This is a genomic window from Streptomyces cavernae (genome assembly GCF_004023625.1).
GTDB lineage: Bacteria > Actinomycetota > Actinomycetes > Streptomycetales > Streptomycetaceae > Streptomyces > Streptomyces cavernae.
Window position 1 is genome coordinate 352579 of record NZ_RPDJ01000005.1, and the last position, 21603, is coordinate 374181.

Genomic DNA, 21603 nt, shown 5'->3' on the forward strand with positions numbered 1-21603 from the left:
TGGGCCCCGGCGTCAACTCTCAGGCCCGCGGCGTCAACCTCGGGCCCCGGCGCCAACCTCGGGCCCTGCGAACCCGTGCCATACGCTGAACGCGTGAGCGGATCCCGGAAGGCGGTAGGCAGCGTGCGGACAGAGGCCGCGAACGACAGGGGGAACGACTCCGAGGGCGGGCCCGAGGAAGGGGCGAAGCGTCCCAGTCAGCCCCCGTCGCAAACCCTCGTCCGAGGCCTGGCCGTCCTGCGAGCCGTCGCTCACCAGCCCCGTGGTCTGACGGTGGCGGAGATCGCTGCCCGGACGGGACTGCACCGGACCGTGGTGCATCGGCTCGCCGGCACTCTCGCCTCGGAAGGGTTCCTGGTGAAGACCGCGGACGGCGTCTACGTGCCCGGGGGAGAGTTGCACACGCTCGCGGGCACCTCGCGGCCCACCCTCGCCGAGTTCATCCAGCCCCTGTTGCAACAGCTTGCGGACCGGTACGGCGGTACGGCGATCCTGTTCTTCCCGGAACCGGACAGTGTCGTCGCCGTTGCCACGGCGGTCCCCCAGGACGCCGACTACCACCTCGCCTACCGCAAGGGATCTCGCCAACCGCTGGACCGCGGGGCCGCCCCGTGCGCGATCCGGGCCGGACGGGCGCCGGCTGACGACGACTCTGTCACCGTCCGTGAGGCGCGCCGCCGGGGCTGGGTGACCACTCACGGCGAGGTGGAACCGGGAGCTCATGCGGTCGCGGCCCCGCTCGCTCGCGACGGAGACGTGCTGGACGCCTGTGTCACGTTCGTTTCACACCGGCGGGACCGCGTCGACGATGCCACGCCGGATGTGGTCTCCGCCGCGCAGGCGGCCCGCGCGTTCCTGCTGGGAACCAGGTAGGGCCGGCCGAGCTCGGCTACTTGGCACGCGCCGCGGTCCGTTCCACGGCCGGCGCGTCGAGCAGCCGCCGCCGTCTCCTCGACGGCCGCCGCGCCCGAGGGCCGGTGCCCCGGTGGCAGGCAACGTTCGCCCCAACGTTGCCTGCCACCGGGGCACTGGTTCCTCCGCAAGACGGCCGCATCGATCCGGCGGGCGGCGACGGTCGTCCCTGCGCGCCCGGCTCCACGGCGGACGGCGGCCGTCGTTGAGACTCGCGGGCTCTGAGACTCGAGGGCTTTGAGACTCGCGGGCTCTGAGACTCGCGGATGGTGAGACTCACGGGCGCCCGCTGCGACCGTGATGCCCGGACCCGGCGGGCAGTCGTTCGGTGTCACCCCGAGCGAAGCGGACCCGCCTGCCTCCGGCCGTCGGATACCGCCTGAGGCCTTGACACCCCACACAGGCCCCCACACCATGTGCTTTCAACAAACGTACACCATGTACGAAAATCGCACAGCGGCAAAACTGGAGGCTGATCGGGAATGACAAGCCCTGATCGCACCACCCTGGCCCAAGGCCGCCTGTCACTGATCGGCGTCCTCACCCAATCCATCGGCTTCATGGGACCCGTGTTCTCGGTCGCCGCCCTCCTGCCCCTGGTCGTGGGCCTGTCGGCCACGGGGCGGGGCGCAGGCGTCGCCACCCCGACAGCGATCGTCATCGCAGGCGTCGGCATGTGCGGGGTGGGATGGGTCATCGCCCAGTACGCGAAACGCATCCATCTGTGCGGGTCGCTCTATGAATATGTGAGTGACAGCGCCGGACCGCGCATCGGTGTCATCGCCGGGTGGCTCTACTACGGAGCCATGATGGTCCTGGGAGCGTCGACGTTCCTGGTCCTCGGCGGACTCACGCAGACGTGGCTCAGGAACGCCATGTCCCTGGACATACCGTGGTGGCCGCTGTCACTGGGATACGCGGCAGTCGTCGTCGTCATTCTCGTGGTCGGCGTTCACGTGTCCATCCGGGCGCAGCTCGTTCTCGCCCTGGCCACCATCGTCGTCGTGCTCGTCTTCTCCCTGGTCATCGTCTACCGGGTCGGCGGCAGCGGTGAGGGCCTGTCCAGCGAACCCTTCAATCCCTTCTCCGTGGGGCGCCTGGATCTTCTCTACGGTGTCCTCTACGGCATCAACATGTTCATCGGGTTCGAGTCGGCAGCCAACCTCGCCGAGGAAACCGCGAACCCCAAGCGCCATGTGCCCCGGGCGGTCATGTTCTCGCTCACCATCGTCGGGGTCTACTACGTGATCGTCGCCTACGCGCAGGACATAGGTTTCGGCCTTGACGCGCAGGCATGGAAGGACAGCGTCTTCCCGCTCGAGGCACTCGCCTCCGGCGAGGAGTTCGGGTCTGCCGGGTTCGGGAACTTCATGGCGGTCCTGATCATCCTCGACATCCTCGCGGTGGCGATCGGCGTCGGTGTCGCGTCGACCCGGGGCATGCTCTCGATGGCCCGCAGTGGCGGACTGCCCTCGAAGCTGGCGGAGTTGCACCGCCGGTTCCTCACTCCCGTCTGGGGGGCCGCCCTGCTGGGCGTCGTCTCGTGCGTCACCATCATCGGCGTGCGCCTGGGGGACGGTATCTTCTCCCGCGAGTCCGCTCAGCCCGGTGTCCTGCAACCACAGTGGTCGCCGGCGTTCGGTTGGATGGCCGGTTTCGGCGGAACGGGCCTGGCGTTGATGTATCTCGTCGTCGGCGCCGTGGGTGTGAAGGGCCTCTGGCGGCATGTCAGCCGCACCAAACTGCTCATTGCCGGGAGCGTCGGAGTGCTGGTGTCGGCGGGCGCGGTGTTCGGTGCCGTCTACCAGGCGCCGAGCCCTCTCGACACCGTTCCCTGGGCCTTGCTCGGGTGGGTGGCACTCGGCGTGGTGTGGTCGTTCGCCGCACGTGGGCGATCACCCCGGCAGGAGGGTGTCGCCGACGAGCCCGCGCGAAAGTCCGGAGAGCTGACCACACCCTGACGACACCGGGAGCACCGGCTGCTTCTCACCTTCGATCCACCCCACACACAGTCAGCAGGAGGAAATGGCAGTGACCACCGCCACGCCGCACCCGTACGATCCGTTGAAGGCCGAGGAAATAGCCCAAGCCGTCGGTGTGGTGCGTGCGAATCAGTCTCAACGAAAGGCCATCACGTTCCCGTTGGTGCGCCTGGACCTCCCGGACAAGGAGAAGGTGCGGAAGTACGATCCGTCCCGCCCGATCCCTCGCGTGGCGTTCCTCGTCGTCTACGATCCGGAGGCAAGCGCGACGTTCGAGGCCCGGGTCGATCTCACCGGCAACACCCTGGCCTCCTGGACACACCTCCCCGGGGTGCAGCCGGCGATCATGATCGACGAGTTGATGGCGCTCGACGAGATCGTGAAGAAGGATCCGGCCGCGGTCGAGGCCCTGGTCCGGCACGGTGTCGACGATCTCTCGCAGGTGCAGTTCGACCCTTGGTCGACAGGCACCCTGCCGATCGAGGGGGTGGACGCGCGACGACGAGTGATCCGGGCGAGCGCCTACGTCCGGCACTTCAAGGAGGACAACGGCTACGCGAGGCCCGTCGGAAACCTCGTGTTCGTCATCGACTGCGACGCCCGTTCCGTGGCCGCCATCCTGGAAGGGGATCCCCTGCCGCTTCCGCCGGAGAGCGGAAACTACGACCTGGAGAGCGTGGGGCCGCTGCGCGACGACCTCAGGCCGATCGAGATCACCCAACCCGAAGGACCCTCGTTCACGGTGTCAGGCAACGTGATCGAGTGGCAGCGATGGCGACTGCACGCCCACGTCGACGTGGTGGAAGGCCTCGTCATCAGTGACGTCTCCTATCTGGACGGTGGTCGCCGACGCCCGATCGTGCACCGGGCCGGTATCAGCGAGATGGTGGTGCCCTACGGTGACACCAGCGACGACTTCTACTTCCGGAACGTCTTCGACGCGGGCGAGTACAACCTGGGAAAGACGGTGGGCTCGCTCACTCTCGGATGTGACTGCCTCGGGGAGATCCGATACCTCGACGCGGTGCTCGCCGACGAGTCGGGCAACCCGCACACCATCTCCAACGCCATCTGTCTGCATGAGGAGGACTACGGAATCCTCTGGAAGCACTGGGACTTCCGCTATGTCGAGCATGCGGAGGTCAGGCGTTCCCGGCGTCTCGTGGTGTCGTCCATCCACACGATCGGCAACTACGAGTACGGCTTCTTCTGGTACTTCTACCTCGACGGCACCATCCAGTTCGAGGCCAAGCTGACCGGTATCGTCCAGACGCGCGCGGTGGCTCCCGGAGAGGTACCCGCGTACGGAACGCTCGTGGCGCCGCAGTTGGACGCGCCGAACCACCAGCACCTGTTCAACATGCGCTTGGACATGGAGGTCGACGGGCCGCGCAACACGGTCGTGGAGGTCGACGCGGTGGGTCTTCCGACGGGGCCCGACAATCCGTACGGAAACGCGATCGTCGCCCGCCGCACGGAGATCACCAACGAGCGCGACGGGCGCAGGATGTGCGACCCGCGCACCGCCCGCACCTGGAAGATCACCAATCCCGGCGTGCGAAACCGTTTCGGCGAGCCCGTCGCCTACAAGCTCGTCCCCTTCGTCGGCCCGACGCTGCTCGCCGCTCCCGACAGCGATCTGGCGCGGCGCGCCGAGTTCGCGCGGGCGCACCTGTGGGTGACCCGGTACAGCCCGGACGAACTGCACGCGGCCGGCGACTACCCCAACCAGCACCCTGGAGACGGGATCGGGAAGTGGATCGAGCAGGAACGCGATCTGGCCGACACGGACGTCGTGCTCTGGCACACCTTCGGCACCTCCCATCTGCCACGACCGGAGGACTGGCCCATCATGCCGTGCGAATACGTCGGCTTCGCTCTGAAGCCGGTGGGATTCTTCGACCGCAATCCCTCACTGGACGTGCCGCCTCCGCGGGGCCACGGGGCGACGCACTGTCACTCCGGCTCTCAGCACGGTGACCAGGGCGACGAGTGACAAGTCCCAGGCCCGTACCCGTCCGCCGGACGAGTACGGGCCTGTGGCCCCTGCGGGGTCGACGCACCGGCGAGCGCTATCGCTTGACTGCTTCCGGGCGCGGCGCCCCGACGAGCCGTGTCGCGGCCGTCCTGGCAGCCTCCGTCACCATGTGCGGAACCTGTTCGTCGATGAGCTTGAGGCCGAGTTGCACCACGCCCAGGCTCGCGGTCGACCAGTCCGACACCTGGATGGGGGCGGCGATGCCCATCGCACCCTCCTGGATCGAGCCCACGCTGACGGCGTAGCCGCGACGACGCGCCTCGAGGACGTCGTCGGTGTCCTCCTCGCTCTCCGGCCTGCCGGCGAGAATGGCGATTCCGTCCGCGCCGATGGTCAGGGCGTGCCGGGCACCTTCCCGCATGGCGAGGTGCATGGTCGAGTGCGGCGGCTCCGCCGTCAGCAGGATCAGGGCCTGGTCGCCGTCGGCGACGCTCAGCAGTGCCGTGCTGTTGGTCTGCTCGCTGAGCCGCCGCAGAATGGGCAGCACAGTGGCCTGCAGTCGTGGTTTGAGTTGCCCGGCCAGTTCGGCCACACCGAATCCGAGGATGTACCTCGTGTCGATACGGGCGACGAGACTGTGCGCCTCCAGCGTGCGCAGAAGTCGGTAGACCGCCGCCCGGGCGATGCTCAGACGCTCGGCGAGTTCCGCCGCGGTGAGACCGTCGGCGCTCCTGGCGAGCAGTGACAACACCGTCAGACCACGGTCGAGAGTCAGGGACGTTTCCCCACCGGTTGCCGCCACGATCTCTTCTCGCCTCCTGCTCTTCCGTGCCGCACATCATGTCACGGCCGCCCGAACCGTCCCCTGCCGACGAACCCTTGACCGGGCGTCACCCTCATCCTATGGTTTCGAATATCGTCCACATAGAACGGTAATCGTACTCATGCTAGCACGCACTGAAGCCGAACAGCTGGTCAGCACGGTTCCGACGGAGCCCTACATCGCCGGGCGATGGGACAGCAGCCACAGCGTCGACACCTTCGACGTGATCGATCCGGTCACCGAACGACGGCTCACGACCGTGGCGGCTGCCGGCGCCCACGAAGTCGACGAAGCCGTGTCCCACGCTCGGTCCGCTCTGGACGAGGGCGTGTGGGGAAGGACGGACGGGAGCGGCAGGGCGCGGCTGCTCAACCACCTTGCCGATCTGATCGAGGCGCGGAGCGAGGAGTTCGCGACGCTGGAGTCGCTGGACATCGGCAAGCCCGGCTTCGAGCCGCGCGCGATCGACCTGCCCCAGACGATCCAGGCATTCCGGTACTTCGCCGGCTGGGCGGACAAGGTGGAGGGTCGCTCCATCCCGACGTCCCCGTACATGGGCAGGCCCACACACAGCTACACCGTGCGCGAGCCGGTCGGAGTCGTCGCGGCCATCACGCCCTGGAACTCGCCGACCATGATCGGGGCATGGAAGATCGCACCCGCACTCGCCGCGGGCTGTGCCGTCGTCCTGAAGCCGCCGGAGGACGCGCCCCTCACCTCGCTGCTCCTCGCGTCTCTGGTCGAGGAAGCCGGGTTCCCGGCGGGAGCGTTCAGTGTGCTTCCGGGGCGCGGAGCCGTGACGGGGCACCTGCTCGCCGATCACCCGGGGGTGGACAAGATCTCGTTCACCGGAAGCCCCGAGACGGGCTACAAGGTGGCCGTGGCGGCCGCGAAGGGATTCCGGCGCACGACGTTGGAACTCGGCGGCAAGAGCCCCCAGATCGTCTTCGAGGACGCGGACCTCGACGAGGCCGCGCGGGGAGTCGCGGTCGGAATCTTCGCCAATCAGGGCGAGGTGTGTGCCGCGGGCAGCCGGATCCTTGTCGCTCGTTCCGTGTACGACGAATTCGTCGAACGTCTGGTGGCGTGTGCGCGCGACATCAAGGTCGGCGATCCGTTCGACGAAGGCACCACGATGGGCGCGTTGATCAACGCCCGGCAACTGGAACGGGTTTCTGAGTACATCACGGCGGGAACCGACGACGGCGCCCGCCTGATCACCGGTGGCGGCCGACCGTACAGCAAGGGATTCTTCGTCGAACCGACACTGTTCGCCGAGGTGGACAACTCGATGACGATCGCCCGCCGGGAGATCTTCGGGCCGGTGGGCGCGATCATCTCGTTCGACGCGGAGTCGGACGCGGTGGCGATAGCGAACGACAGCGAGTACGCACTGGCGGCGACCCTGTGGACTTCGGACGTCAGCCGGGCACATGTGGTCGCTCGCAGGGTGAGGGCGGGTGCGGTCGCGATCAACGGCTGGGCGCCGCTCGATCCCCGCTTGCCGTGGGGCGGTTCCAAACTCAGCGGTCAGGGACGGGAACTCGGCTGGGCCGGCATCGAAGCGAATACGGAGGAGAAGACGGTCACTGCCGTCCTGTCCTATTCGCCGGCCAAGTGAACAGGCCGAACAGCGCTATTTCTTGACTGATCTTCATGCCTCGGGAAGGGGTTTTCTGTGTCAGCACACGTGTTGGTCGTCTACTACAGCGCGACCGGGTCCGTACATCGGCTGGCGGAGGCTGTGGCCGAAGGAGCTGAATCCGCGGGAGCCGAGGTACGGCTTCGCAGGGTCGCTGAACTCGCTCCCGCCGAGGCGATAGCCGCGAATCCGGACTGGGTCAGGCATCGCGAGGAGACGGAATCGAGCGTCGAGGTCGCCGAACTCGCTGATCTCGAGTGGGCCGATGGATACGCCTTCGGCACACCGACGCGTTACGGGGCTCCGGCGGCGCAGCTGAAGCAGTTCATCGACTCCGCCGGAGGCCTCTGGCAGGAAGGGAAGCTGGCGGACAAGCCGGTGACGACATTCGTCTCCTCGGCCGAGCGGCACGGCGGTCAGGAGTCGACGATCCTGTCGCTGAACAACGTCTTCTACCACTGGGGGGCGGTCATCGTCCCCCTCGGCTATACGGACGACATCGTCTACGCCGCCGGTGGAAACCCCTATGGAACATCGTGGCCCGCGGGGTTCCCCTCCACGGCCCCGGACGAGGTCACGCTGGACTGCGCTCGTTTCCAGGGGACCCGGTTGGCGCGGTTCGCGACGTTGCTCGCGGCGGACAGGGCGCAGGCGTCCGCCGCTCAGGGCTGAGCCGACAGTCAGGACGGAGTGACCGTCAAGCTCCTTCATACGGCGACGAGTTGGGACCGTCGACGCGAAGCGCTCGGCCGGACTCCCCAGCCGAGCGCATGCGTGGGCTTGGCGCCGCCCGATGAAGCCGAGTCAGTTTTCCGCGGGGCGCTCGAGTGCCACCTTGGGCAGCCATCGGGCGAGCGGGGCGGGCAGCCACCAGGCCCACTTGCCGAACAGCTGCATGAGGGCCGGGACCATCAGACAGCGGATGACCAGCGCGTCCATCAGGATCGCCACCGCGAGGCCCAGGCCGAACTCCTGGAGCATCCGGTCGGCGCTCAGCATGAAGGCGCCGAACACCACGATCATGATGGCCCCGGCCGCCGTGATCACCTTGCCGGTGGCGGCCAGTCCCTCCCGCACCGCGAGGGAGTGATCCTTCGTGCGTTCCCACTCCTCGTGCATGCGCCCGACGAGGAACACCTCGTAGTCCATGGAGAGCCCGAACACGATCGCGAAGATCAGCACGGGGAGGAAGGCTTCGATCGGGCCCGGCTGCACCCCGAAGAGGCCGTGCTGGAACACCAGGGTCATGGCGCCGAGCGCGGCAGTGATCGAGATCAGGTTCAGCAGCGCTGCCTTGATGGGGATCAGGATCGACCGGAAGACCATCATCAGGAGCAGGGACGACAGCCCGACCACGACGGCGATGAAGAGCGGCATCCGCTTCGAGACGGTCTCCGAGAAGTCCTGGGAGGCCGCGGTGGCCCCGCCGACGAGGACCTTGGCACCGGTGTCGCGCTCGAGTTTCGGGGCCACGTCGTCGCGCAGGTGGTGTACGAGGTCGGCGGTGCCCTTGTCCTGCGGTGACGTCGTCGGGTAGACGAACACGGTGGACAGGGCGCCATCCTCGGAGGGCACCGCAGGGCTGGCCGCCGCCACACCGTCGGTCTTGGCCAGTGCGGACGACACGGTCTTGCCGGCTGCCGCGTCTCCTTGCGTGAGGACGACCAGCGGACCGTTGAAGCCCGGGCCGAAGCCCTCGGCGAGCAGGTCGTACGCCTGCCGGGACGTCGTGGTCTTCGGATCGTTGCCCGCGTCGGCGAAGCCGAGTCGCATGCCGAGCGCCGGTGCGGACAGCGCCAGCAGGGCGATGGTGGCGGCCACCAGAGCCGGCAACGGCCGACGCTGTACCGCTGAGGCCAGGGCCCGCCAGCGGCGTCCTTCGGCCTTGCCCTTGACGGCGGTCTTGGCGGCGTGCTTGAGCACATGGCGCTGGATGCGCTTGCCGAAGAGCGCCAGGAGTGCGGGCAACAGGATGAGCGAGGCGGCCATGGTGGTCAGCACGGTCAGGGCCAGCGCGAGGGCCACCCCCTGCAGCGAGCCGAGGCCGAGCGCGACCAGCCCGAGCAGGGCGATGATCACGGTGCAGCCGGCGAAGAAGACCGTACGGCCGGCGGCGTCCAGGGCCTTGCGGCCGGCATCGGCCGGCTCGGCACCGTCGGTGAGTTCCTGCCGGTAGCGGTAGAAGATCAGCAAGGCATAGTCGACGCCGACACCGAGTCCGACGAGCATCGTGATGGGCGGCGTGAAATCGGCGACAGTGAAGACGTGTGAAGCGAGCACGATCAGGCCGAGGGCTGAGCCGACCGCGAAGAGAGCGGTGATGAGCGGCACAGCAGCCGCTACCAGGGAGCCGAAGAGCAACCCGAGAATGACCAGGGCGGCCGCGATGCCCGCCAACTCCGCTGTCGGACTGCCCTTCTCCTCGGCGCCGCGTACGGCCTCGCCACCGACCTCGACCTGGAGATCGACTGACGCCGCGCCCTTGGCGGTGTCGATGATCTTGGCGACGTCCTCCTTGGGCACGGTCTCGGCCTTGCCGTCGAGCGTGACGGTGGCGTAGCCGATCGTGCCGTCCTTGGACACGGCAGAGGCGTCGACGTACGGGCTGCGCACATCGGCGACGCTCGGCAGTCGCTTCACCTCGGCCAGCATCTTCTCGACCGCGGCCTTGGGCGCGTCGATGCCCTGACTGTCCTTGAGGACGATTTCGACGCTGTCCCCGGCCTGGTCGGAACCGTGCTTCGTGAACAGGTCGGTGGCGGTCTGCGAGTCGGTGCCCGGCAGCGCGAAGTTGTTCTTGTAGGCGGCGCCTGCCGCTTGCGAACCCAGCGTGACGGCGGCCAGGACGGCCACCCAGAGCAGCAGGGCGGTCCAGCGGTGCCGTTGCGCCCAACTGGCGAGGGCTCCGAACCGTCCGCCGGGCGGCCGCTCAGGCGGATCGGGTCGGCCCGCTGCGGGTGGGGCAATGGACGCGGCTGCGCCGCGGGTGGGAGACATCCGTGAATACCTCGGATTCAGCGTGAGTGGCCGGGCGGGAGAAACGCGCCCACTACGGCGCCGCACAACGTGGGCACGCCGATCGCCAGGACGGCGAACAGCCCGCCGATCTCCAGGAACAGGGCCCCGGCGGCCGTGACCAGCAGAATTCCGGCGGCAGCCCCGACGAGCGCGCCGACGAATGCCGCCGATGCCCGTGCGGGGGAAGTGGGTTCGTTCATGCCGTTGATCGTGCATGCGCGACGGGGCCGGGGTCGTCAGCCTCCGGCCGACACCAGGCGTACCCCAGTGGATGCAGCCTGCCGCCGCGTCGTACCCCAGGAGTTGCGGGGCGTGCCGCAGACGGTCCGCCGGGCGGACCGTCTGCCTGCCTGGACGGTCGCCGGCCCTGCGGGGCGGATCGTCTGCCTGCCGGACGGTTGCCGGCCCTGCTGGGCGGTCGCCTACTCCGCCGGGCGGGTCGCCGGCCCCGGCTGCCGGACCCACGCCGACTCCGCCCGCCGGACCGTCGTCCCCGCCGGACGGCTGTCGTCACCGACTGCCGGACCCACGCCGGCCTCGCCCGCCGAACCGTCGTCTCCGCCGGACGACCGTCGTCCCCGCCGAACCGTCGTCCCCGTCCGCCGGACGCACGCCGACTCCGCCCGCCGGACGGCCGTCCTCCCCGCCGGACCCACGCCGACCCGCCCGCCGAACCGTCGCCGCCGCCCGTCGGCCTATTCCGCCAGCCAGCCCGGGCTGACCATTCCGGACTCGTAAGCCAGCACCACGACCTGCGATCTGTCCCGCGCCCCCAGCTTCGACATGATCCGGCTGACATGCGTCTTCGCCGTCGACGGTGCCAGCACCAGCCGCGCCGCGATCTCGTCGTTCGTGAGCCCCGCGGCCACCAGCCGCATGACCTCACGCTCGCGGTCGGTGAGGACATCGAGCCGGGGATCCGGTTCCGGGCCCCTCACCCGGCCCGCGAACTCGGCGATGAGCCGCCGGGTGACCGACGGACTGATCAGAGCATCACCCCGGGCGGCGACCCGCACCGCCTGCAGCAGTTCCTCCGGCTCCGTGTCCTTCACCAGAAAGCCCGTCGCCCCCGCGCGCAACGCCCCGTACACATAGTCGTCCACATCGAAGGTCGTCAGGATGACCACCTTCACCGACACCAGCCGCTCATCACCGGCGATCACCCGGGAGGCCTCCAGACCGTCCATCCCCGGCATCCGGATGTCCATCAGGACCACGTCCGGCCCTAACTCGCGGCAGGCCGAGACCGCGGCCTGCCCGTCCGCGGCCTCCGCCACCACCTCGATGTCGTCCTCGTCCTCCAGGATCGACCGGAACCCGGCCCGGACGAGCCGCTGGTCATCCGCCAGCAGGACCCTGATCATCAGCTACCCCAACTCCATCGGCTCTCCTGCGATCCCGTACGGCAGCCGTGCCCGCACCGCGAATCCGCCCTCCGACCGCGGGCCCGCGGTCAGTTCGCCACCCAGTGCCCGCGCCCGCTCCGACATGCCGGCGATCCCGCTGCCGCCACCCGCCCCGGCCGGGCGGGCCGCCGAGCCCCGGCCGTCGTCCTCGACAGTCAGGGTCAACTCCCCGTTACCGTAAGCGAGTCGGATGGTGACCTGTCCGGCGCCGCTGTGCTTGGCGGCGTTGGTCAGCGACTCCTGCACGATCCGGTACGCGGCCAGGTCGACCGGGGCGGGCAGCGAGCGCTCAGCCCCGGTCCGCTCGATCCGCACCTCGAGCCCCGCCAGCTTCGCCGAGGCCACCAACTCGTCCGCGCGGGCCAGCCCCGGCGCGGGTGCCGTGGGCGCCTCCTCGTCGACCCGGCGGAGCACGCCGAGGGTGGCCCGTAGCTCCCGCAGGGTCTCCCGGCTGCTCGCCTTGATCGCGCCGAGCGCCTCCTCGGCCTGGGCGGGGTCCCTCTTCAGCCGGTGCAGTGCAGCACCCGCCTGCACGTTGATCATCGAGATGTTGTGCCCGATCACATCGTGCAGCTCGCGGGCGATGCGCAGCCGCTCCTCCGTGGCCCGGAGCCGCGCCTCCTCCTCGGCGTAGGCCACCCGGCTGTGCCGCACGGTGCCGAGGGCCACGACGGCCACCAGCCAGCCGGCGAGCATGAACACGGCCGTGCCGTTGACATCGCCCTTGCCTGCGAGGGTGCCCGCGGACACACCGATCACCATGGTCGCCGCCATGGCGATGGCCGCCTGCATCCGGCCCTGCGCCGCGATGGCGTACAACGCCACGATCGGGACGATGATCAGCGGCCCGTCGATGTCGCTCAGCAGGTAATAGGCGCCCGTGGTCACCGCCGTGCACCAACCCACCGTCACCGGGTACCGGCGCCGGAACAGCAGCGCTCCGCACACCGCCGTGATCAGTAGCCAGGACGTGATCAGCAGGGGTATCGAGTCCCCGCCGCTGTTCAGCCGCTGCCCCTCAGCGCCAAGCGCCACCACCACGAACACGCCGCCGGCCAGCGCGGCGTCAGCGCGGGCGCCTCGAGGCAGCCGAAAACGGGACGGGTCCAAAGGCAGCACGCGTCCATTCTGCCCGCAGTGCCGATCACAGGGGGCAACCCGGGGGACAGCCTTCGACAGGGGGCTTCATCATGTCCTCTTGGCAGGCGTGCCACAGGAGTTCGGAGAATGCGCGGTCCTCCGGTCGCGACCTCAGGATTGGTCTAATCTGAAGCCGCTGAACGACCTTTCGGGGCAACCAAGTGTGAAAGGCGACCTGTTATGTCGCTGCGTGCCGGGGAGGAGGATGCCGTCGGGTCCAACGCCCGGACTCGCCGGCCTCGTCGGCCGAACCCCTCCACCGGCCGCGCTCTCCCCGCGCTGCTCACCGGCCTCCGGGCGTCCCCTTCCCGGTGACCGGATCGCACGGCCACCCACACCCATCGCGCGAGGAGCCCGACATGACCGCCTCCTTCCATCTGCTGACCACCGGTTACGCCGACACAAGGGTGGCCAGTACCGTCACCCTGCTCGTCGACGACGAGACCGTGGCGATCGTCGACCCCGGCATGGTCGCGGATCGCCGACTCATCCTTGATCCGCTCAAGGACCGCGGACTCGCCCCTGAGGACGTCACGGACGTGATCTTCAGCCACCATCACCCGGACCACACGCTGAACGCGGCCCTGTTTCCCGAAGCCCGCTTCCACGACCACATGGCCATCTACCACGACGACATCTGGGAGGACCGGAACGCCGACGGGTACCGGCTCTCCCCGTCGATCGCGCTCATGACGACCCCCGGGCACACCGCGGAGGACGTCAGCACCCTGGTCACAGCCACCGAGGGCCTGGTGGTCCTGACCCATCTGTGGTGGACCGCCCAGGGACCGGCCGACGACCCCTTCGCGCCCGACCGCGAACAACTGCGGGCAGCCAGAGAGAAGGTCCTGGGCCTCGGCCCGGCCCTGATCGTGCCGGGACACGGGGAACCCTTCGTGCCGTCGTCGTCGACTCCCCTCTAGCCGTCTTTCCGGCCGTGTTTCCAGCCGTGTCGACTCCGGCCGGAACCGCCTTCCCCGGGCGTCCGACGCCCTACGGTCTCCACGCCGTCCGGGGGAAGCGGGGGAGAGCGGCGACGACCCGGCAGTCCGGCCGTAGGTGTCCATGGGTGGGGACCTTGGTGCCGCCGGTTGAGCGGGGAATGTTGCCGCGGGATGCTGGAGGAAGCGCCCGCGAAGGGTGACAAGCGCCGTGCCGGGGCGCGGCGGGGAACGAAGTCGGGACACTCCCATGGACGACCAACCCGACACCACACCAGAGGGCGCGGCAGCGCCCGAGGACTTCGCGGTCGTCATCGACGACCGCGAAGCCGTCATGGTGTGGAGCGACGGAGCCCGCAGACTGCTCGGGTACGAGCCCGAGGAAGTGGTGGGACGGCCGGCCGCCGACCTGCTGGCCGCGAAGCTGCCCACCGCGCTGCGGCGCCACCTGGCCGCCACGGAACCGTGGACGAGCGATGTGGCGCTGCGCAACCGGGACGGCGACCATGTCACCGTGCAGCTCCGGGGCACCCCGCTGGCGGACGCGCGCGGCAGGACCCACTGGGTCGTCACCCCGGCAGCGGTGACGTACGCCTCCGGACCGTCCGACGCGGGGACGGCACAGCTGTGGGACCTCGCACTCGCGCAGCTCCCGCTGCCTGTGGCCGTCTACGACGGTGAGGCACGGTTCGTCACCTGCAACCAGGTGATGAGCCGTGCCATGGGGCTGACGCCGGAGGAGATGAGGGGCCTGACACTGTGGGAGATCTATCCCACCCCGCCCTTGGACGAGATCGACCGCCTTCAGCGGCAGGTCGTGCGCACCGGCGAGATGATCTTCCGCGAGGAGCAGCCCTTCAGGGCCTCCGGTGAGGTCCGCGATCACGCATGGTCGCTCTTCCTCTCCCCGCTGAAGGACCGGGCGGGCGGGGTGCTGGGAATGTCGGCCCTGGTGATCGACATCACCGAACAGTACTGGGCCCGGCGTCGCCTGGCGGTGCTGAACGACGCCGGCGTGCGCATCGGCAGCACTCTGGACGTGACCCGGACAGCCGAGGAACTGGCCGAGGTGGCGGTGGCGGGGTTCGCCGACTTCGTCACCGTCGACCTGCTGGAGTCGGTCGTCCAGGGACACGAGCCGCATCCGATAGCGCCCGACACGCCGGTCGTCCTGCGCAGCACCGCACAACGGTCGGTGCTCCCGGGGTGCCCGGAATCCGTGGTCCCGGCGGGCGACACCGACGTCTGCCCGCCCGGCTCCCCGCCGGCCCAGGCACTCATCACCGGCCGGGGCGCCTCCTATCGTGTCGGCGACCCGCTGCTGCGCGAGTGGTCGACGGCCTCCCCGGCCCGCGCCGAGAGAATGAGACGGTTCAAGACCCATTCGGTGATGATGGTGCCGCTGCGCGCCCGGGGCGTCACTCTGGGGGTGATGCAGCTCGTGCGGCACCGTACCGCGGATCCCTTCGTCGAGGACGATGTGCTGCTCGCCGAGGAGATCGCCGCCAGGGCGGCGGTGAGCATCGACAACGCCCGCCGCTACACCCGCGAGCACCGGACCGCGCTCACCCTCCAGCGCAGCCTGCTGCCCGAGCGGCTGCCGGGTGCGGAGGCGGTCGGCCTCGCCTACCGGTACCTCCCCGCAGGTTCCGGCGAGGAGATCGGCGGGGACTGGTTCGACGTCATCGCACTGTCCGGGGGACGGGTCGCGCTGGTAGTGGGCGACGTCGTGGGCCACGGCGTGCACGCCTCGGCCACGATGGGCCGCCTGCGCACCGCGGTACGGACCCTCGCCGACGCCGATTTCCCGCCCGACGAGCTGCTCACCCGGCTGGACGACCTGGTCATCCGCCTCGACCGGGAGGAAGGCCCGGAGACGCGGGGGCAGGCGGAGGGGGCCTCCGGAGAGGTCGGGGCCACCTGCCTCTACGCCGTTTACGACCCCGTCGCCGGCCGCTGCGACCTGGCGCGGGCAGGGCACCCGCCGCCCGTCCTGGTGACCGCCGACGGCACCGCACAAGTCCTGGACCTGCCCGCCGGACCGCCGCTCGGCCTGGGCGGACTGCCCTTCGAGGCCGCCCGGATCGACGTGGACGAGGGCAGCCTGCTCGCCCTCTACACCGACGGCCTGATCGAGGTCCCCGACCGCGACATCGACGTCGGACTCGACCTGCTGAGTGAAGCGCTGCGCCGCCCGGCCGCCGACCTGGAGGAAACCTGCGACGAAGTGCTGCGCAGGGTACCGCCCGCACCCCCTGCCGACGACATCGTCCTGCTCCTGGCCCGCACCTCCACGCTCGGCGCGGACCAAGTCCACACCTGGCAGCTGCCCGTGGATCCCGCGGCCGTCGCCGGGGCCCGCAAGATGGTGGCCGAGCAGCTGGACACCTGGGGGCTGGCCGACCTCGAGTTCGCCACCGAGCTGATCGTCAGCGAGCTGGTCACCAACGCCATCCGTTACGGCAGTGCCCCCATCCAACTGCGGCTCATCCGCGCCGACGCGCTCATCTGCGAAGTCTCCGACGGCAGCAGCACCGCCCCGCATCTGCGGCGGGCCCGTGTCTACGACGAGGGCGGACGCGGACTGCTGCTCGTCGCCCAGGTCGCCGAGCGCTGGGGCAGCCGCCAGACCTCCGCCGGCAAGACGATCTGGGCCGAACAGCCGCTGCCCGAGGAGGGTCCCGGCGAGCTCGGCAGCCTGCACAAGGCGGGGCTGAGAACCTGAGGCACTCCTGGAACACTGCGGTGGCGCCGTTCTCCGGGTACGCGCACAGACCGTGTTGCCGCAGAGAGACGATCGGCATCGCGGGGGAGGTCCGCGATGCCGATCTCGTAGGAGGTTCTCGGCGTGAATCCAGCCGGTCAGCCGGCCGGCTGCTCGATCGGTTGCGGAGCGGCCATCGTCCGGCGGCGGGCGGAGAGGGCGAGTCCGGCGGCGCCGAGCGTACCGGCGATCGCGAGTACGCCCACCGCGTTCGTCAGGCTGCCGACGGCGGCGGTGAGGGCGAGCACGACGAGCGGGCAGATGAACTGGCCGATGAAGAAGGAACCGGTCCACAGGCCGGTGCCGCGGCCCCGGTCGGCGTACTCGAGCTTGGACATCGCCAGCGTGAGCAGGCTCGGCAGCATGATGCCGCCGCCGAGGCAGTTGATCACGGCACCGATGGTCAGCACCACGGGGTTGGGAGCGAGCCACATCACCGCGAAGCCGAGGGCGCACAGGCCGAATACGGGGGGCAGCCAGTTCGACGGGGTGCGGACCGACTTGGCGAAGACGCCGGCGCCGATCACGACGGCGAAGCTGGAGACGGCGGTGGCCAGACCGATCATGCCGGGGTCGGTCACGCCCATGTCGTCGAGGAGGAAGGCCATCTCGACCGGGACTGTGTAGAAGACGACGGCGCCGAAGACGGTCAGCGCGCACGTCCCGGCGAGCGGCCGCCAGGGGAAGCCCCGCTTGACCGGCTCGGAGATGGTGGCGGCGGGGGAGGGGGCGGCGGTCCGGTCGGCCGGACGGGGCTTGGGCAGGAAGGCGGCCATGGCGGGGGCGAGCAGCAGGCTCACCGCGTAGGCCCAGAACGGTGTGCGCCAGCCGGCCGATCCGGCCGCGCCGCCCAGCACGAAGAAGGCCGTCGCGGAGATCGAGGCGCACATCGTCTGCAGGGCGAGGTAGCGGTCGCGCTGCTTACCGGAGTAGTAGTCGCCGATCAGAGTGGTGCAGCAGGTCATGATGGCGGCCTCGGCGACGCCGACGAGGGCGCGGCTGGCGACGATCGCGCCGAGGGAGTCCAGCCACAGCGGGGCGGTGCCGAGGATCGCGTACAGCACGGTGGAGACGACGAGCAGGCGTTTGCGGCCGAGCCGGTCGACGATGACGCCGGCGAAGGGGGCCAGCAGGGCCAGGGAGAGCGCGGGGACCGTCAGGGCCATCGGGACGAGCGCGTCCACGCCCGGCACGGCGGCGAAGTGGTCGCGCATCTGCGGCAGGACAGGGGCGATGAGCACGGCGCCCAGGATGGGCAGGCAGCTGCCGGCCATCAGCAGTGTGATGCGCAGCAGGTGGCCGAGACCGGACACGGTCTCCTCGGACGGGCCGTCCTCGACAGCTGCGAGCGTCGGGGACGGGAGCGGGGGCACGGGTGCAGGCATGCGGGAACTCCACCTGGCGTAGCGGGAAGGGGAAGGGGAGGTGCGGCACGTGTGTGGGGTCGCCCCGGGCGTGAGGCAGGGGCGGAGCGGGGCGCACCGATGACTGCCGTGGCGTCGCGACGGGCCGGGTTGCCGGGCGCCTGCGCCGACCCGGCAGCGGTGCGTTGTGCGGCTCAGGCGCCGGGTCGACACGACTATGGGGTACCGCGTTGGTCCTGCCTAGCCCCCGTCCGATCGAGATCGAAGATGCGGATCATTCGTGTCCTGGATGCTGCCGGGCCCTCGCCACCCCAGCCGCAGCCGCGGCGGCGCACGGTTCTGCTCGGTCAGCCGGACGCCTGCTCGGTCAGCGGGACGCCTGCTCGGTCAGCCGGACGCCTGCTCGGTCAGGGTGACGCCTGCTCGGTCAGCCGGACGCCTGCTCGGTCAGGGTGACGCCTGCTCGGTCAGCCGGACGCCTGCTCGGTCAGGGTGACGCCTGCTCGGTCAGCGGGACACCTGCTCCGTCAGCCGGACGTGAGCTCGGTCAGCCGGGCGACTGCTCCGTTTTCGTCGCTGGGGCGATACGGCCGGGCGCGGACGGGGCCAGCTCCGCCCCCACTCGGGCGGCGGTCTCGCGCAGCCAGATGTGGGCGGCGTCCTGGGTGTGGACCGGATGCCACCACATGGCTTCCTGGAGAGGCACCGCCTCGTAGGGCGGTTCCATGATGCGTACGGGGGCCACCCCCCTCAGCAGCTCGGCCAGGCGCTGCTGCACCAGGGCGATCCGGCGGGTACCGGCGACCAGGAAGGGCAGGACCTGGAAGCTGTCGGCGGAGACCTCGACGTGGGGATCGACGCCGAGCATGCTCAGCTGCCGGGCGGCCGGAGCGTCGTAGGTGCGCTGGTAGGTGACCCAGGGCAGCCGTGCCAGGTCCTCCATGGTGAGCCTGTCGCCGACCTCGTCATTGGTCTCGGCGACGAGGAAGGCCCACCGGTCGGTGAACAGTTCGACGGCGGGGAATCCGCTGATGACGCCGTGCGGCATCAACAGGCCGTCCGCTGTGCTGAGCAGCGTCGCGGTCTCCTCCGTGACCGAGGTCGGCATGTGCTGGAAGCGCAGCCTGACGCCTGGTGCCTGGGCGTGCACGGTTCGGGCGAGCTCGGCACCGAAGACGGCGATGGCGTAGTCGGAGGTGAGCAGGGTGAACTCGTGCTCCTCGCTGCCCGGCACGAATTCGGCCCTGCTGCTGAAGACACGTTCCAGCAGGTCGCAGGCGGTGGCCGTGCGGTCCAGCAGAGCCCGGCCGAGAGCCGTCAGTTCGTACTGTCCGCCGACGCGGGAGAGCAGCTCGTCGTCGAAGTGACGGCGCAGGCGAGCCAGGGCCGCGCTCATCGCGGGCTGACTGAGCCCGACGCGCTGCCCGGCGCGGGTGACGTTGCGTTCCTCCAGCAGGGCGCGCAGGGACAGGACGAGATTGAGATCGAGGCTGGACAGGGACACGACGCCTCCAGACCGAAGCCGCCAGAGGCAGCTCTGTTGCGCTCTATTCGCACGGCAGATGATCAATATAAGAAGAATCGATTTCCCAGATTATGCGGGGCGACGCCAGATTGGGCACACCGCAATCTGGAGGACACGCCCGTGAAACCCGCAGCCCCTTCCGCGCCCTTCGCCGGCCCTTTTGCCCTCGGCACCCTATCCGCCCCTGACCAGGCACCTTTCCCCGGTCTTGTGGTCCCCGAGGGGCGCGTACTGGACCTTCGTACGGCCCTCGGCGAGCCCGTCCTGACCACCCGGGGGATCTTCGAGCGCTGGGACGAGGAGCTGCCTCGCCTGCGGTCCCTGGCGGCGGACGCGACCGGTGACGCCTGGCGGCCGCTCGACGGTCTGCGGGTACATGCCCCCGTCGAGCCGCGCCAGGTCTTCCAGTCCGGAGCCAACTACCGGCAGCACGTGATCGACCTGGAAGTGGCTCACCGTGCCGCGGACGACCCGCGCACGGACGAGGAGGCCCGCGCCGAGATCGCCGCGGTCATGGACCGGCGGGCCGCCGAGGACCTGCCCTACGTGTTCATCGGCCTGCCGACCGCGATCACCGGCCCGTACGACGACGTCGTGCTGCCCGCGTGGGCCGAACAGCCGGACTGGGAGCTGGAGTTGGCGGCAGTGATCGCCAAGCCGGCCTATCGGGTCTCCGTTGAAGAGGCGCTGCGGCACGTCGCCGGGTACACGATCGCCAACGACCTGACCGACCGGGCCACCGTCTTCCGCCGGGACATGAAGGCCATCGGTACCGACTGGCTGCGCAGCAAGAACGCGCCCGGCTTCACCCCGCTCGGCCCGTGGATCGTGCTCGCCGAGTCCATCGCCGATCCCGGGGATCTGCGGGTCACTCTGAAGCTGAACGGCGAGACCATGCAGGACGAGTCGACCAAGGACATGATCTTCGGCATCGCGCGGCTGGTGTCGTACGCCTCGCAGACCGCTCAACTCCTCCCCGGTGACCTGGTGTTGACCGGGTCCCCGGCGGGCAACGGCATGCACTGGGGGCGGTTGCTGCGCGACGGCGACGTCATGGACGCCTCGATCGCCGGGCTCGGCGGCCAGCGCACCCGTTGTGTCGCGGAGGGGACCGCGTCATGACCGCCCCCCTCGACCGTACCGACCCCGAGGGCGCGATCGCCGAGGCCGCCAAGTCCTTCTCCAACTGGGCGCGTTGGGGCGAGGACGATGTCCTGGGCACGCTCAACCTGCTCGACGAGGCCAAGCGGCGCGAGGGTGCCGCGCTCGTCCGGCGGGGCGTGAGCTTCTCCCTCTCGCAGTCCTTCGACATGAACGGCCCCCAGAAGGGCTGGCGGCGGCGCACCAACCCGGTGCACACCATGCTGGACACCGGCACCGACGCGGCACTCGGCAACCAGGGCTTCCCGCACGGCATCGGCGGCGCGGACGACATGATCAGCATGCCGTTGCAGTGCTCCACCCAGTGGGACGGCCTCGGACACATCTTCGACCACGGCAACGCCTGGAACGGGCGGCCGGCCGAGAAGGTCGTCACCTCCGACGGCGACCTGGTCACCGGCATCGAGCACATGGCACCGTACGTCGCCGGACGCGGCGTACTCCTTGACGTAGGCCAAGTCATCGGCCAGGAGGGCGAGTTGCCCGACGGCTTCGCCATCACCGAAGAACACCTGACGCGGACCGCGGAGGCCCATGGCGTGACCGTCGGCCGCGGCGACATCGTCGTCGTACGGACCGGGCGGCTGGCCCGGGCCCGCCGGGAGGGCTGGGGCGACTACGCGGGCGGCGACTCGCCCGGCCTGTCGTTCACCACAGCGGGCTGGCTGCACCGCACCGAGATCGCGGCCATCGCCACCGACACCTGGGGCTTCGAGGTACGGCCGAACGAGTTCGAGAACGCCTTCCAGCCGCTCCACCAGGTCGTCATCCCCCACATCGGCCTGCTCATCGGCGAGATGTGGGACCCCGAAGCGCTCGCCGAGGACTGCGCGCACGACGGCGTGTACGAGTTCTGGCTCACAGCCGCACCCCTGCCCATCACCGGAGCCGTGGGCTCACCGGTCAACCCGATAGCCGTCAAGTGACCCGCCCAACGAGGGAGTTGG

Annotated in this window: 16 protein-coding genes; 9 read left to right on the plus strand and 7 right to left on the minus strand. The window is 69.8% G+C overall.

What is annotated here, in order from left to right; genetic code table 11:
- Positions 1 to 93: 93 nt before the first annotated feature.
- The 3 genes from EF387_RS16175 to EF387_RS16185 all read left to right on the plus strand — a co-directional run bounded on the left by EF387_RS16175 (position 94) and on the right by EF387_RS16185 (position 4890).
- Positions 94 to 873 carry an IclR family transcriptional regulator gene (locus tag EF387_RS16175; protein ID WP_162467147.1) on the plus strand — a complete coding sequence of 260 codons (780 nt, stop codon included), beginning with the start codon at positions 94 to 96 and terminating at the stop codon, positions 871 to 873.
- 521 nt (positions 874 to 1394) lie between these two features.
- Positions 1395 to 2873 (plus strand): APC family permease, encoded by a 1479-nt coding sequence (locus EF387_RS16180; RefSeq protein ID WP_128377237.1) that lies wholly within the window; start codon positions 1395 to 1397, stop codon positions 2871 to 2873.
- 70 nt (positions 2874 to 2943) lie between these two features.
- Entirely contained in the window at positions 2944 to 4890 is a 1947-nt protein-coding gene (locus tag EF387_RS16185; RefSeq protein WP_202918277.1) for a primary-amine oxidase, read from the plus strand.
- 76 nt (positions 4891 to 4966) lie between these two features.
- Here EF387_RS16185 and EF387_RS16190 read toward each other — a convergent pair whose 3' ends face one another.
- Positions 4967 to 5674 (minus strand): IclR family transcriptional regulator, encoded by a 708-nt coding sequence (locus tag EF387_RS16190; RefSeq protein WP_162467148.1) that lies wholly within the window; start codon positions 5672 to 5674, stop codon positions 4967 to 4969.
- A 142-nt stretch (positions 5675 to 5816) separates the two neighbouring features.
- Between EF387_RS16190 and EF387_RS16195 the strand changes: the two genes are divergently transcribed.
- Both EF387_RS16195 and wrbA read left to right on the plus strand, forming a co-directional pair.
- Entirely contained in the window at positions 5817 to 7316 is a 1500-nt protein-coding gene (locus EF387_RS16195) for an aldehyde dehydrogenase family protein (protein ID WP_128377240.1), read from the plus strand.
- 57 nt (positions 7317 to 7373) lie between these two features.
- Positions 7374 to 8009: an NAD(P)H:quinone oxidoreductase gene (gene wrbA, locus EF387_RS16200; RefSeq protein WP_128377241.1), complete on the plus strand. Its 636-nt coding sequence runs from the start codon at positions 7374 to 7376 to the stop codon at positions 8007 to 8009.
- A gap of 132 nt (positions 8010 to 8141) precedes the next feature.
- Here wrbA and EF387_RS16205 read toward each other — a convergent pair whose 3' ends face one another.
- The 4 genes from EF387_RS16205 to EF387_RS16220 all read right to left on the minus strand — a co-directional run bounded on the left by EF387_RS16205 (position 8142) and on the right by EF387_RS16220 (position 12877).
- Positions 8142 to 10334, minus strand: coding sequence for an MMPL family transporter (locus EF387_RS16205; protein WP_128377242.1), 2193 nt, complete (start codon positions 10332 to 10334; stop codon positions 8142 to 8144).
- Positions 10335 to 10351: 17 nt separating this feature from the next.
- Entirely contained in the window at positions 10352 to 10555 is a 204-nt protein-coding gene (locus EF387_RS16210) for a hypothetical protein (RefSeq protein WP_128377243.1), read from the minus strand.
- 495 nt (positions 10556 to 11050) lie between these two features.
- Positions 11051 to 11719: a response regulator gene (locus EF387_RS16215; RefSeq protein WP_128377244.1), complete on the minus strand. Its 669-nt coding sequence runs from the start codon at positions 11717 to 11719 to the stop codon at positions 11051 to 11053.
- 3 nt (positions 11720 to 11722) lie between these two features.
- Positions 11723 to 12877: a sensor histidine kinase gene (locus tag EF387_RS16220; RefSeq protein ID WP_128377328.1), complete on the minus strand. Its 1155-nt coding sequence runs from the start codon at positions 12875 to 12877 to the stop codon at positions 11723 to 11725.
- 383 nt (positions 12878 to 13260) lie between these two features.
- On the opposite strand from EF387_RS16220, the gene EF387_RS16225 reads away from it, so the two are divergent.
- Positions 13261 to 13824 (plus strand): MBL fold metallo-hydrolase, encoded by a 564-nt coding sequence (locus EF387_RS16225; RefSeq protein ID WP_128377245.1) that lies wholly within the window; start codon positions 13261 to 13263, stop codon positions 13822 to 13824.
- 268 nt (positions 13825 to 14092) lie between these two features.
- Positions 14093 to 16567, plus strand: coding sequence for a SpoIIE family protein phosphatase (locus tag EF387_RS16230; protein WP_128377246.1), 2475 nt, complete (start codon positions 14093 to 14095; stop codon positions 16565 to 16567).
- 137 nt (positions 16568 to 16704) lie between these two features.
- Here EF387_RS16230 and EF387_RS16235 read toward each other — a convergent pair whose 3' ends face one another.
- Complete coding sequence (locus tag EF387_RS16235) at positions 16705 to 17991, minus strand: MFS transporter (protein WP_128377247.1); 1287 nt, start codon at positions 17989 to 17991, stop codon at positions 16705 to 16707.
- A 526-nt stretch (positions 17992 to 18517) separates the two neighbouring features.
- Positions 18518 to 19474, minus strand: coding sequence for a LysR family transcriptional regulator (locus EF387_RS16240; RefSeq protein ID WP_128377248.1), 957 nt, complete (start codon positions 19472 to 19474; stop codon positions 18518 to 18520).
- Positions 19475 to 19615: 141 nt separating this feature from the next.
- On the opposite strand from EF387_RS16240, the gene EF387_RS16245 reads away from it, so the two are divergent.
- The gene (locus tag EF387_RS16245) at positions 19616 to 20617 is read left to right on the plus strand and encodes a fumarylacetoacetate hydrolase family protein (RefSeq protein ID WP_128377249.1); all 1002 of its coding nucleotides are present in this window, start codon (positions 19616 to 19618) and stop codon (positions 20615 to 20617) included.
- Positions 20614 to 21582 carry a cyclase family protein gene (locus EF387_RS16250; RefSeq protein ID WP_128377250.1) on the plus strand — a complete coding sequence of 323 codons (969 nt, stop codon included), beginning with the start codon at positions 20614 to 20616 and terminating at the stop codon, positions 21580 to 21582. Before EF387_RS16245 ends, EF387_RS16250 begins: the two co-directional genes overlap by 4 nt.
- Positions 21583 to 21603 lie beyond the last annotated feature (21 nt).

Bases quoted from the DNA above. Each gene is read 5' to 3' on its own strand.
- EF387_RS16180 (WP_128377237.1), top strand. From the start codon at position 1,395: ATGACAAGCCCTGATCGCACCACCCTGGCCCAAGGCCGCCTGTCACTG.
- EF387_RS16195 (WP_128377240.1), top strand. From the start codon at position 5,817: ATGCTAGCACGCACTGAAGCCGAACAGCTGGTCAGCACGGTTCCGACG.
- EF387_RS16205 (WP_128377242.1), bottom strand. From the start codon at position 10,334: ATGTCTCCCACCCGCGGCGCAGCCGCGTCCATTGCCCCACCCGCAGCG.
- EF387_RS16210 (WP_128377243.1), bottom strand. From the start codon at position 10,555: ATGAACGAACCCACTTCCCCCGCACGGGCATCGGCGGCATTCGTCGGC.
- EF387_RS16215 (WP_128377244.1), bottom strand. From the start codon at position 11,719: ATGATCAGGGTCCTGCTGGCGGATGACCAGCGGCTCGTCCGGGCCGGG.
- EF387_RS16225 (WP_128377245.1), top strand. From the start codon at position 13,261: ATGACCGCCTCCTTCCATCTGCTGACCACCGGTTACGCCGACACAAGG.
- EF387_RS16230 (WP_128377246.1), top strand. From the start codon at position 14,093: ATGGACGACCAACCCGACACCACACCAGAGGGCGCGGCAGCGCCCGAG.
- EF387_RS16235 (WP_128377247.1), bottom strand. From the start codon at position 17,991: ATGCCTGCACCCGTGCCCCCGCTCCCGTCCCCGACGCTCGCAGCTGTC.
- EF387_RS16250 (WP_128377250.1), top strand. From the start codon at position 20,614: ATGACCGCCCCCCTCGACCGTACCGACCCCGAGGGCGCGATCGCCGAG.